This is a genomic window from Nocardia sp. NPDC057272 (assembly GCF_042668615.1).
GTDB lineage: Bacteria > Actinomycetota > Actinomycetes > Mycobacteriales > Mycobacteriaceae > Nocardia.
This window is the reverse complement of the sequence record NZ_JBHUYK010000002.1, coordinates 53,012-64,885: the sequence shown is the minus strand read 5'-3', so window position 1 is coordinate 64,885 and position 11,874 is coordinate 53,012. Positions and strand designations below refer to the sequence as shown.

Annotated in this window: 11 protein-coding genes; 8 read left to right on the top strand and 3 right to left on the bottom strand. The window is 67.1% G+C overall.

Annotated elements, in window-relative coordinates; all coding sequences use genetic code 11:
* Nucleotide 1 precedes the first annotated feature (1 nt).
* The 5 genes from nuoL to ACFULV_RS03280 are packed head-to-tail and all read left to right on the top strand — an operon-like array spanning nucleotide 2 to nucleotide 6,712.
* Complete coding sequence (gene nuoL, locus ACFULV_RS03300) at nucleotides 2–1,888, top strand: NADH-quinone oxidoreductase subunit L (RefSeq protein ID WP_378652627.1); 1,887 nt, start codon at nucleotides 2–4, stop codon at nucleotides 1,886–1,888.
* The gene (locus ACFULV_RS03295; RefSeq protein ID WP_378652624.1) at nucleotides 1,885–3,507 is read left to right on the top strand and encodes an NADH-quinone oxidoreductase subunit M; all 1,623 of its coding nucleotides are present in this window, start codon (nucleotides 1,885–1,887) and stop codon (nucleotides 3,505–3,507) included. The genes nuoL and ACFULV_RS03295 overlap by 4 nt, the downstream gene beginning before the upstream one ends.
* Nucleotides 3,504–5,126: an NADH-quinone oxidoreductase subunit NuoN gene (nuoN, locus tag ACFULV_RS03290; RefSeq protein ID WP_378629181.1), complete on the top strand. Its 1,623-nt coding sequence runs from the start codon at nucleotides 3,504–3,506 to the stop codon at nucleotides 5,124–5,126. The genes ACFULV_RS03295 and nuoN overlap by 4 nt, the downstream gene beginning before the upstream one ends.
* Nucleotides 5,126–5,764 (top strand): class I SAM-dependent methyltransferase, encoded by a 639-nt coding sequence (locus ACFULV_RS03285; protein WP_378652622.1) that lies wholly within the window; start codon nucleotides 5,126–5,128, stop codon nucleotides 5,762–5,764. Before nuoN ends, ACFULV_RS03285 begins: the two co-directional genes overlap by 1 nt.
* A 60-nt stretch (nucleotides 5,765–5,824) precedes the next feature.
* Entirely contained in the window at nucleotides 5,825–6,712 is an 888-nt protein-coding gene (locus ACFULV_RS03280) for an NAD(P)-dependent oxidoreductase (protein ID WP_378652619.1), read from the top strand.
* Between the two features lie 44 nt (nucleotides 6,713–6,756).
* On the opposite strand, the gene ACFULV_RS03275 is transcribed toward ACFULV_RS03280, so the two are convergent.
* Nucleotides 6,757–7,311 (bottom strand): GNAT family N-acetyltransferase, encoded by a 555-nt coding sequence (locus ACFULV_RS03275; protein WP_378652616.1) that lies wholly within the window; start codon nucleotides 7,309–7,311, stop codon nucleotides 6,757–6,759.
* Nucleotides 7,312–7,380: 69 nt separating this feature from the next.
* Between ACFULV_RS03275 and ACFULV_RS03270 the strand changes: the two genes are divergently transcribed.
* Nucleotides 7,381–7,773, top strand: a complete 393-nt coding sequence (locus tag ACFULV_RS03270; RefSeq protein ID WP_378652614.1) for a VOC family protein — start codon at nucleotides 7,381–7,383, stop codon at nucleotides 7,771–7,773.
* Nucleotides 7,774–7,965: 192 nt separating this feature from the next.
* Here the strand turns inward: ACFULV_RS03270 and ACFULV_RS03265 are convergent, their stop codons facing one another.
* Nucleotides 7,966–8,556: a TetR/AcrR family transcriptional regulator gene (locus ACFULV_RS03265; protein WP_378629196.1), complete on the bottom strand. Its 591-nt coding sequence runs from the start codon at nucleotides 8,554–8,556 to the stop codon at nucleotides 7,966–7,968.
* Nucleotides 8,557–8,634: 78 nt separating this feature from the next.
* Between ACFULV_RS03265 and ACFULV_RS03260 the strand changes: the two genes are divergently transcribed.
* Complete coding sequence (locus ACFULV_RS03260; protein WP_378652612.1) at nucleotides 8,635–9,645, top strand: saccharopine dehydrogenase; 1,011 nt, start codon at nucleotides 8,635–8,637, stop codon at nucleotides 9,643–9,645.
* A gap of 18 nt (nucleotides 9,646–9,663) precedes the next feature.
* Here ACFULV_RS03260 and ACFULV_RS03255 read toward each other — a convergent pair whose 3' ends face one another.
* Nucleotides 9,664–10,800 (bottom strand): epoxide hydrolase family protein, encoded by a 1,137-nt coding sequence (locus ACFULV_RS03255; protein ID WP_378652611.1) that lies wholly within the window; start codon nucleotides 10,798–10,800, stop codon nucleotides 9,664–9,666.
* A 62-nt stretch (nucleotides 10,801–10,862) separates the two neighbouring features.
* On the opposite strand from ACFULV_RS03255, the gene ACFULV_RS03250 reads away from it, so the two are divergent.
* On the top strand, nucleotides 10,863–11,855 hold the full coding sequence (locus ACFULV_RS03250) for a helix-turn-helix transcriptional regulator (RefSeq protein WP_378652608.1): 993 nt from the start codon (nucleotides 10,863–10,865) through the stop codon (nucleotides 11,853–11,855).
* Nucleotides 11,856–11,874: the final 19 nt, after the last annotated feature.

Below are 11,874 nucleotides of genomic sequence, written 5' to 3'. Positions count from 1 at the left end.
CATGGGTACCGCAACGCTGTGGCTGCTGCCCGCCCTCCCGCTCGCAGGCGCGATCGTCCTGCTCCTGTTCGGCCACCTCACCGACCGCTGGGGCCCCTACCTGGCCACGACGGCCGCGCTGTCCTCGTTCGTCGTCGCCGCTGTCGCGTTCTTCGGAATGCTCGGCCGCGCCGACGCCGACCGCGCCGTGCACAAGGAACTGTTCAACTGGGTGCCCGTCGGTGATCTACAGGTCGGGTTCAGCCTGCAGCTGGACCAGTTGTCGATCTGCTTCGCGCTACTGATCACCGGGGTCGGGTCGCTGATCCACCTCTACTCGATCGGCTACATGAGCCACGATCCGGGCAAGCGCCGGTTCTTCGGCTATCTCAACCTGTTCCTGGCCGCGATGCTCGTGCTGGTCCTGGCCGACAACTTCCTCGTGCTCTATCTGGGCTGGGAAGGCGTGGGCCTGGCGTCCTATCTGCTGATCGGGTTCTGGTACGAGAAGCCCTCGGCCGCAACGGCGGCCAAGAAGGCGTTCGTGGTGAACCGGGTCGGTGACATGGGCTTGGCCATCGCCATGATGGTCATGTTCGCGGCATTCGGGTCCTTCGACTTCCGCACCGTGTTCGCGGCGACCCCGGGCGCGAGCGAAGGCACCCTCACCGCCATCGGTCTGCTGTTGTTGCTGGCCGCCTGCGGAAAATCCGCGCAGGTGCCGTTGCAGTCGTGGCTCGGCGACGCGATGGAGGGCCCCACCCCGGTCTCGGCGCTCATCCACGCCGCCACCATGGTCACCGCCGGTGTATACCTGATCGCCCGCGCCAACCCGATCTACGACCTCGCGCCGAACGCGCGCACGGCGGTGCTCGCCGTCGGTGCGGTGACGTTGCTGTTCGGCGCCGTCATCGGCTGCGCCAAGGACGACATCAAGAAGGCCCTCGCGGCCTCGACGATGAGCCAGATCGGGTACATGATCCTGGCCGTCGGCCTCGGCCCGGCCGGGTACGCGTTCGCGATCATGCACCTGCTCACCCACGGCTTCTTCAAAGCCGGACTGTTCCTCGGCGCCGGCTCGGTGATGCACGCGATGAACGACGAAACAGATATGCGCCGCTACGGCGGCCTGCGCACACTGATGCCGATCACGTTCATCACCTTCGGCCTGGGCTATCTCGCCATCATCGGAGTGCCACCGTTGTCCGGGTTCTTCTCCAAGGACAAGATCATCGAGGCGGCCTTCGACCACGGCGGATCCACCGGAATCCTGCTCGGCGTGGTCACTCTCGTCGGTGCCGCGCTCACCGCGTTCTACATGACCCGCGTCATGCTGATGACCTTCTTCGGCGAGCGCCGCTGGAAGCCCGACACCCACCCGCACGAGTCACCCGCGGTGATGACCGGGCCGATGATCCTGCTCGCGTTCGGATCGGTCTTCGCCGGTGGCCTGTTCGTCTGGGGCTCGTCGCTGGTGAACTGGCTCGAACCCGTCGTCGGTTCCCATCACGCGGAGCCGGTGATCCCCGCGGCGGTCGTCACCGGTCTGGCATTGACCGCGGTCGCAGTCGGTGTGGCCATCGCCTACCGCAAGTACGCCGAGAGCCCGATCCCCGAGGCAGCGCCGGAGCCGGTCAGCGTGCTGACCGGGGCCGCCCGTGCCGATCTCTACGGCGACAAGATCAACGAAGCCGTGTTCGAACGCCCCGGCCGCCACCTCACGAGGGCGCTGGTGTTCCTCGACGCGAAGGGCGTCGACGGGATCGTCAACGGAACCGCCGCCTCGATCGGCGGACTGTCGGCGCGAATCCGCAAGGTGCAGACGGGTTTCGTACGCTCCTACGCCCTGTCCATGTTCACCGGCGCGGCCCTGGTGGCCGCTGCCCTGCTGGCGGTGAGGTTCTGGTGAACTCGTTTCCCTGGCTGACGACGCTCTGGCTCGCCCCCGCGATCGGGGCGGGTGTGGTGCTCGTCCTGCCCGCCGCCCGCCGCACGGTGGCGCGTGGCGTGGCGTTCGCGGTGTCGATCGGTGTGCTCGCACTGGCCGTTGTCCTCGCGGTGCGGTTCAAGCCCGGCGGTGCCCAGTACCAATTCGTCGAATCCCACGAATGGATCCCGACATTCGGTGTTTGCTACACACTCGGCCTCGACGGCATCGCCACCGCCTTGGTCCTGCTGACAGCGGTGCTGGTGCCGCTGCTGATCCTGGCAGGCTGGAACGACGACACCCCCACCGGCGACGGACCCAAGACCATCCACATCTACATGGCGTTGATGCTGCTGGTCGAGTCGATGGTGCTGATTTCCTTCCTCGCCCTCGACATCCTGCTGTTCTACGTGTTCTTCGAAGCGATGCTGATCCCGATGTACTTCCTCATCGGCGGCTTCGGCACTCGCACCACCGACGCCGCGGTGCGCGCCCAACGGTCGCGTGCGGCGGTGAAGTTCTTGCTCTACAACCTCTTCGGTGGGTTGATCATGCTCGCCGCGGTCATCGGATTGTACGTGCTGACCGCCCAGGCGGGCCTCGGCGAGGGATCGGCGGGGACCTTCGATCTGCGCGTCGTGGTCGCCGCGGTCAACAACGGTGAACTCGGGGGCAGTACAGCGGTGCTCAACGCCCTGTTCCTCGGGTTCATGTTCGCCTTCGCCGTGAAGGCGCCGCTGTGGCCACTGCACACGTGGCTGCCCGACGCGGCGGTCTCGGCCACCCCGTCCAGCGCGGTGCTGATGATGGCGGTGGTCGACAAGGTCGGCACCTTCGGCATGCTGCGTTACTGCCTGCTGTTGTTCCCGCTGGCATCGGACACCTTCGCGCCCTTGGTGATCACCCTGGCCGTGATCGGCATCCTCTACGGTGCGCTGCTCGCCATCGGCCAGACCGATGTGATGCGACTGATCGCCTACACCTCGATCTCGCACTTCGGGTTCATCATCCTCGGCATCTTCGCCATGACCAGCCAGTCCCAATCCGGGGCGACGCTGTACATGGTCAACCACGGACTGTCCACGGCCGCACTGTTTCTCATCGCCGGCTTCCTCGTCTCCCGGCGCGGCACCAGGATGATCGCCGAGTACGGCGGCGTGCAGAAGGTCGCGCCGGTGCTGGCGGGCACGTTCTTCATCGCGGGCCTGGCCACGCTCTCGCTGCCCGGTCTCGCGCCGTTCGTCAGCGAATTCCTGGTCCTCATCGGCACTTTCCCGAAGTACCAGGTGGCGGCGGTGATCGCGACCGGCGCACTGGTCCTGGCCGCGATCTACGTGCTGTGGCTGTATCAGCGGTTGATGACCGGCCCGCTGAAGAAGGGCAACGAGCACCTGCGTGATCTGGTGCCGCGTGAGCTGGCCGTGGTCGTACCGCTGCTGGTCGCGCTGCTGGTGCTCGGGTTCTATCCGAAACCGATCCTGGATCTGGTGGACCCCGCGGTGGGACACACCCTCTCGACGATCGGTAAGCACGATCCCGCTCCGACGGTCCCCGCTCCCGAAGCTGGTGCGGCCACCCCGCCCGCAGGCGGCCACAAATGAGGACGGACTCCGTGACCATCACCGAGCTCGCGGCCATCGCGCCCGCACCGAGCATCGAATACCACCTGCTCGCCCCGATGCTGATCGTGTTCGGGGTCGGCGTGGTGGGTGTACTCGTCGAAGCGTTCGTGTCGCGGCCCTACCGGTATCCGACGCAGTTGGTGCTCGGGCTGGCCGGTGTGGTCGGCGCTCTGGTGGCCGTGGTGCTGCTCGCCGGATCCGAGGGCACCGCGGTGGTGGGCGCGGTCGCCATCGACGGAGTCACGCTGTTCCTGCAGGGCACGATCCTGCTGGTCTCGCTGCTGGGCCTGCTGCTGATCGCCGAGCGTGGCGCGGTGCCGCGGGCGCGCAGCGGGCCGGGCACGTGGAGTCGGGCGGCGGCCGCGTTGGATCGAGGGGTCGACGCGTTCACACCGCAGGCCTCCGCAGTGCCGGGAAGCGCGCACGAGCTCGCGGCGGTGCGCTCGGGGGTTTCGACCACCGAGGTGTTCCCGCTGACGATGATCGCGGTCGGCGGTCTGCTGCTGTTTCCCGCGTCGAACGATCTGCTCACGATGTTCGTCGCGCTCGAAGTGTTGTCGCTACCGCTGTATCTGCTGTGTGGGCTGGCTCGCCGCAGGCGGTTGCTCTCGCAAGAGGCGGCGATGAAGTACTTCCTGCTCGGTGCGTTCTCCTCGGCGTTCTTCCTCTACGGTGTCGCGCTGCTCTACGGGCAGACTGGCACGGTGTCGCTGCCGGGAATCGGTGCGGCACTGGACAAGCAGCCCGAGAACGCGACTCTGGCCCTGCTCGGTATCGGCATGCTCGCCGTCGGGCTGCTGTTCAAGATCGGCGCGGTGCCGTTCCAGGCCTGGGTGCCCGATGTCTATCAAGGCGCGCCGACCCCGATCACCGCGTTCATGGCCGCCGCCACCAAGATCGCCGCCGTCGGGGCGACCATGCGGGTGCTGATGGTGGGAGTCGGTGCGCTGGGCTCGGATTGGCGCCCGGTGCTCGCCGCGGTCGCGGTGGCGACGATGGTCGTCGGTGCGATCATGGCGATCACCCAGACCGATGTGAAGCGCATGCTGGCCTACTCCTCGATCGCGCACGCCGGTTTCCTGCTCGTCGGTATCGTCGCCGCCGACAACGCCGGTGTGGCCGCCGTGCTGTTCTACCTGCTGGCCTATGGCCTCGGCACCGTCGGTGCGTTCGCGGTGGTCAGTCTGGTGCGTGACGCCTCCGGTGACGAAGCGACCGCACTGTCGCAGTGGGCGGGCCTCGGTCGCCGATCCCCGTGGCTCGCTTCGGCATTCGCCCTGTTGCTGCTGTCTTTCGCCGGTCTGCCGCTCACCAGCGGATTCGTCAGCAAGTTCGCGGTTTTCGCCGCTGCCTCCGGTGCGGGCTATACCGCCTTGGTGATTGTCGGTGTCCTCTGCAGCGCCATCGCCGCCTTCTTCTACGTCCGGGTCATCGTGCTGATGTTCTTCACCGACCCTCCGGCCGACGCGCCCATCGTGACCGCCCCGTTCGCCACCACCTTGGTCGTGGCGTTCAGCGCGGGCGCCACCGTCCTGCTCGGCCTGTTCCCCCAGCCGGTTCTCGACCTCGCCGACCGCTCCAACCTGTTCATCCGCTGATGCCGCCGACTCCTCAGTCCGACCCCCGCCCGCCGACCAGTCACGAGCGCCAAGCCGGTCAGCCGTGGAACGCGTCCTATCTCGACGGCCCCGCACCGTGGGACATCGGTACTCCGCAGCCCGCTGTCGTGCGGCTGGCCGAATCAGGGGGGTTCTGCGGACCGGTCCTCGATGTCGGGTGCGGCACCGGCGACAACGCCCTGTTCATCGCCGCACGCGGGTTGCCTGTGCTCGGTGTCGACGTGGCCGCAACAGCGTTGGCCACCGCCAGGCAGACAGCCGACGATCGTGGGATCGACGTGGCCTTCGCTATGGCGGACGCCCTACATCTCCAGCGGCTGTATCGCCGCTTCGAAACAGTCCTCGACTGCGGCCTGTTCCACACCTTCGACGCGTCCGAACGCACCGAGTACGTGGCAAGCCTGGCGTCGGTCACCGACTCCGGCGGCACCCTGTACGTGTTGTGCTTCAGCGATACCGGTCCCGACCTCGGACCGCACCCGGTCACCCGGCACGCCCTCACCGCGCCCTTCGATCACAACCCCGCCTGGCACATCGCCACCATCGCCCCCGAGCATCTGCGAACACGATTCTCCGACGCAACCTCAGCGTGGCTCGCCACCATCGAACGGCGGTAGCAGCTCGCCTGATTCCCGGGCCTTGACCTGAAGAGTGGTTGAGCTCTTAATGTCCGTTTCATGAGTGGACATGAGAACGCACAGGCAACGGCAGTCGCAGTTCTGGGGTTGGGTGAGATGGGGTCGGCGCTGGCCGCTGCCCTGCTGGATGGGGGCTATCCGGTCACGGTGTGGAACCGGTCGCAAGACAGGGCACATCCGTTGGTAGCCAAGGGAGCACGGTCGGCCGCGACCCCGACAGAGGCTGTGGGTGCGGCCGATGTGGTGATCGTCAATGTCAAGGGTGGTGCGGTGGCGGCGGATCTGTTGCGTGCGTCGGGTGCGGAGCTGGCGGGACGGACCGTGGTCGACCTGACCGACGGCACCTCCGAACAGGCCACCGCCACTGGACAGTTGGCGCGCGAGTCCGGAGCGGATTACCTGCACGGCCAGATCATGACCATCGCTCCGGCCATCGGCTCCCCGGACGCGGTGGTGTTCTACGGCGGCGCCCGCGCTGCCTTCGATCGACACGAAGCCCTCCTCCGAGCTCTCGGCGGCCGCGCGACCTTCGTCTCCCCCGACCCTGCTGTGCCGGTGCTGTACGGCATGGCCGTCCACGACATCATGTGGGGCCTGCTGAACGGGTTCCTGCACGCCTCGGCACTTCTCGGCAACGCCGGTCTCCCCGTCGGCGACTTCACCCAGCAGGCCGATCCCTCCCTCGCAGCCCTGTCATCACTGATCCCGATGCTGGCGAAAGAGATCGACAGCACCGATTTCGCCATCCCGTACGGCGCCCTGCAGCACCATCTCCCCTCCCTTGACGACCTGCTCGCCGAGAGCCGGACCCGAGGAATCGACACCGACCTACCCACCTACACGAGAAGCCTGGTCGCCGACGCCATCACCGCGGGCCACGGCCACGACAGCTACTCCCGACTCGTCGAACACTTCGGCCGTCGATAGTGACCTCGTGGGAGGGGCGCAACCCGCCCCTCCCAATGGCGCACTTAGGTGCGCGACTTCACGACCGTGATCCAATACCGCCGCGCCGGACCGAGTTCGGTGTCCTGGATGCTCTCGAGAACACCACCACAGCGCTCGATCGTCTTCACCGACCCGGTATTCCCGGTCGCGCAAACAACCAGCACTCGGTCCATCCCAGCCACTCGCGCCTCAGCGATGATCTCTCCCAATGCCCACGTAGCCAGCCCTCGACGGCGCTCGGATGGCCGGATCCCGTACCCGATATTCCCGAGGTTCCGCACGAGGTCACCGTCCCCGTGCCGCAACGCGATCCCGCCGAGTACGCGATCACCCTCGACTATCCAGCGATACGAGCAACGTCCGTCGCGCCCCTCTCCCGACGCGGCGATGAGCCGCGCAACCCAGAGCTCGAATCCCGGGATCGAGTCGACGTCGTCACTCGGCAACAAGCCGAAACCGTCCTCGTGGAGACCGCGCCCCCACTCGACATGCGCGTCGCGCCATTCTCCGTACATGTCGACACTGGGCTCGATCAATCTGTGCCCGGACCCTGCCGGAATTCCACTGGAGGTGAACACTCTTTCAATCTAATCGGCGAGCCGAAGTGAACCGCCGGGAATTCGAGCCAGCTTGCTAGTCTCGCCGATGTGGCCATTGCGCGAAGCTTTGTGAACATCTGCAGCGACCAACTCGCTACGACGCGTGACTTCTACGTCGACCTCTTGGGTTTCCAGGTCGCCTACAACAGCGATTGGTTCGTGCAACTCATCGACTCGGACTCGGGGACAATCATCGGCATCATGGCGCGCGATCACGAGCTGGTGCCCGACCATGTTCGTGGCGGATTCGGCGGCTCCTACATCACCATCGTTGTCGACGATGTGGAGACTATCTACGCCCGTGCCAAGGACCTCGGCATTCCCATCGTCGAGGAGCCCCGGGATCTGTTCTACGGCCAAAGACGCTTGCTGGTAACCGATCCCAACCGTTTCCTCGTCGACGTATCGAGCCCGACCACATCACCGCCCACCGACCTCTGACAGAGCTTCTCCAAAGATGCGGCCGTACATGCCGGGACAAGACCCAGTTGATTCAGCTCGGGAGGTCCAGCGCGTCGAACTGGCCGAGCCCGACACCGACGACATCACAGAACCGCTATCGACTTCCCGCCGACCGCGTACAACACCGGCGGCCGTGCGGATTTCAGGTTCGATGACCATGCTCTCGCCCCGTCAGCGCCGCTCGCCCGCACCGATGCTGCCGACGATCAAATCGGTCAGCGCCGAGATCGCTTCGTCGGGCGTGGTCGTACCCAGGTTCAGTTCCGCGGCCAGTGTTTCGGCCGCGCCGAGCACGCCGACGCAGCGCAGTCGCAGTGCTGTGGCGGTGAGTGACGAGAACGGTTGCAAGGTGGCGGCCATCCAGTCGCGGTAGCTGTCGAGCATGTCGTGCTGGATCGCCTGGACGTCCGGGTTGCCTTTCAGGGCGGCGGAAATCGCGTCGAATTCGGGCATGTCGGTGGCGCAGGCGAAGTAGGCGGTGCTCATGACGCGGGCGATCTCGTCGACGGTAGGGGTGGCGTCGCGGGCGGCTTGTTCCGAGGCCAGGCGGTGGCGTTCGTCGAGTTGGCGGTAGAGCGCGAGGAGCAGTTCGGGGCGGGTGCCGAAGTGGTCGTAGACGATCGGCCTGCTCACGCCCGCAGCTTCGGCGAGAGTGGCCAAGGTCAGGCCGTCGGTACCTTGCTCCCGCACCAGCGTCAAGGCGGTGTCGAGCAGCTGCTCGCGCCGGGCCGGCTTCGCCAATCTGCCCGATCGTGTGGTCATCGTCTTCCCTTGCGCCATGCCCACAGCTTAGCTACAAAGAGTAAGTTACAACTTGTTGCTTAGTGAGAGGAATTCATCATGGAGCAACCGGTACTGATCTTGGGCGGGTCGGGACAGGCGGGGTCGGACACCGCGGCCCTGTTGCGTCGATGGCATCCGGCCCTGCCGTTGACCATCGCGGGCCGTGATCTCGGTCGTGCGCAACGGGTAGCCGACGCCCTCGGCACTGCCACGGCAGTGACGATCGATCTGTCGCGCCGCGACCTCGGTCTCGCCGACGCCGACTACTCCGCGGTCGTCGCAACCCTGTGGGACGACCGGCTCAACGGCCTGCACTACGCACAGGAACGCGGCCTGCCCTACTTCAGCATCTCCAGCGGCCTGCTCGACATCGGCCCGGAGATTGTCGCGGGTGCGCAAAAGTCCAGTGCGGCACCGGTTCTGGTAGCCAGCCATCTGATGGCGGGAACCGTCGTGCTCGCCACGCTGGATTCCGCGCGCGAGTTCGACCGGGTCGACACGGTCCGAGTCGGCGTCGCGCTCGATGACACCGACACCGGCGGGCCTGCGGGAATCGCCGACCTGGAACGCTGGTCGGCCGTCACGACAGCAGGTCTCGTGCGCCGCGACGGCGTCTTCACCTGGCTCTCCGAGGCCGACGCGCAAGCAGACGTCCACACCGTCGACGGCACCGCGCTACCCGGCCAGAGCATCCCGGTTCTCGACGTGCCGAGCCTGGCCCTGGCGACCGGCGCACCGAACGTCCGGGTCGACTTCGCGGTCGGCGCGACCCCGAGCAGGCGGCGCGGCGAGCCCGCCTCCGTCGAGGTTCGGATCGATCTCGCCGGAACCGGCCGCGGCGGCGCACCGCTCGACAGAACACAGCACCTCGTCCATCGGGACGGTCAGCGACCGCTGACCGCGCTCGGGATCGCACTCGGCGTCGAACGGCTGGTCGGCTTGCGCGGCGACCGTCCCGCACCGGGCATCCACACCCCGGAGGCTTTGGTCGACCCCGCCTACGCCGTGGAGCGGTTGAGCGAGATCGGTGCCGTGTGGCATCGAGCCGGCGGTGGCCCCCGGACGTAACCCGGGGGCCACCGACCCCTACCGCACCGACCGGAAGAACTCGCGCACATCCTCGATCAGCAGCTCGGGCGCTTCCATCGCGGCGAAGTGCCCCCCACGGTCGTATTCGGTCCACCGGACGAGATTGTTCTGCTTCTCGGCGATGCCGCGAATCGTGGTGTCGCCGGGGAAGACCGCGACCGCTGTCGGGACACCGGAGCTGGGCAGGTCCGCGCCCCACTGCTGGGATTCCTTGTACAGCCGCATCGAGGAGCCCGCGGTCCCCGTGAACCACAGGATCGCTGTTTCGGCGAGCATGGCGTCGCGGTCGAGGGAATCCTCGGGCAGCGCGGCGGCGGGATCCTTGTAGGTGTTGACGACATCGACAACCCACGCGAGCAGACCTGCCGGTGAATCGGCCAGGGCATGGGCCAGGGTGTGCGGGCGGGTGCTGTGCACACCCGCGTAGGCGGAGGTTTCGTTGTTGCTCCAATCCTGGAGCGCGGCAAGCTTTTCCCGATCCTGCTCGGTGTAGCCCGCGCCGTCGTCGTTCCAGGCGGGGATGGTGATCGCCGCGTTGAGGTGCACGCCGGCGACCCGCTCGGTGTCGACACGACCCACCTGCGGGGCGATGAACGAGCCCGCGTCGCTGCCTTGCACGCCATAGCGCTGGTAGCCCAATTCGCTCATCAGGCGGGCGATCAGTTCCGCGGATCGCTCGGTGGCCGCCTGGCCGGGCTGGTGGGTGGGTCCGGAGAAGCCGAATCCGGGCAGGGTCGGGATGATGAGGTCGAAGGCGTCGCGTGGGTCACCGCCGTGGGCGCGGGGGTCGGTGAACGGCCCGATCGTCGCACCGAAGTCGGTGAACGGCCAGCCGTGCACCAAGACCAGCGGCAGTGCGCCGGATTCGGGTGAGCGCACGTGGGTGAAGTGCAGGCGCTGCCCATCGATCTCGGTGACGAACTGAGGGTGGGCGTTGCGTGCGGTTTCCGCGGCGCGCCAGTCGAACCCGGTCCGCCAGTAGTCGGCGAGCTCGCGCAGGTAGGCGGTGGGCAGGCCGTAGGTCCAGCCGGTGCCGGGCAGGTCGTCGGCCCAGCGGGTGCGGGCGAGCCGCTCACGCAGGTCGTCGAGGTCGGACTGTGGGATGTCGATCCGGAAGCTGTCGATGTCGCTCATACCGGCAACGCTATGGATCGCTTAGGTCAGAATCGTTCCTAAGTTCGCGGCATGATGGAGAGATGTCCGAAACATCCGCTCGGCTGCTCCGGCTGCTGTCACTGTTACAGACCCGCCGCGCGTGGTCGGGGTCCGAACTAGCGACCAAGCTCGATGTCACCGCGCGCACCGTGCGCCGCGACGTGGAACGGTTGCGCGGATTGGGCTATCCGGTGCAGGCATTGCAGGGCAGCGCGGGGTATCGGTTGGGCGCGGGTGCGTCGATGCCGCCGCTGCTGCTCGACGACGAGGAAGCCGTGGCCGTCGCGGTCGGCTTACGTACGACCTCGGGCGGCACGGTCACCGGTATCGAGGACGCCTCGCTGCGTGCGCTCGCCAAGCTGGAACAGGTACTTCCCTCGCGACTTCGGCACCGGCTCACGACCTTGCAACAGTCGATGGTGCGGGTCGCCGCCGAAGCGCCGCGGGTGTCACCCGAGACGCTGCTGACGATCGCGCAGGCGTGCCGACGCCAGGAGCGTCTGCGCTTCGACTACACCGATCACGCAGGTCGGACGTCGCGCCGCGATGTCGAACCCGATTCGCTGGTCAATGTGAGCAGGCATTGGTATCTGGTCGGGTGGGATGTCGACCGGGCGGATTGGCGGTCGTTCCGCGTCGACCGGCTCGAGCCCCGGGTACCGACGGGCCCACGATTCACCCCGCGACCGTTGCCCGCCGGTGACGCGGCCACCTATCTGTCCCGCAGGCTGTCGGCCGCGTCGTGGCCGTGGCGCACCGTCGTCACCCTGCACGGATCGGCCACCGAGGTGGCCGATCGTGTCTGGCCCGGCATGGGCGTCCTCGAAGCGGTCGACGATGTGAGCTGTCTGTTGCATCTGGGCGCCGACTCCCCTGCCGCACTGGCCTGGATGATCACCGCCCTGGACATCGGGTTCACGGTCACCGACCCACCGGAGCTCGTCGCGGCGCTGCGGACGGTGAGTGAGCGATGTCGTGACGCGATAGTCGATGCACCCGATGCCGATTTGCATCGTGTGCCATCACCGCGTTGACAGCGGTGTTCTCGCACGT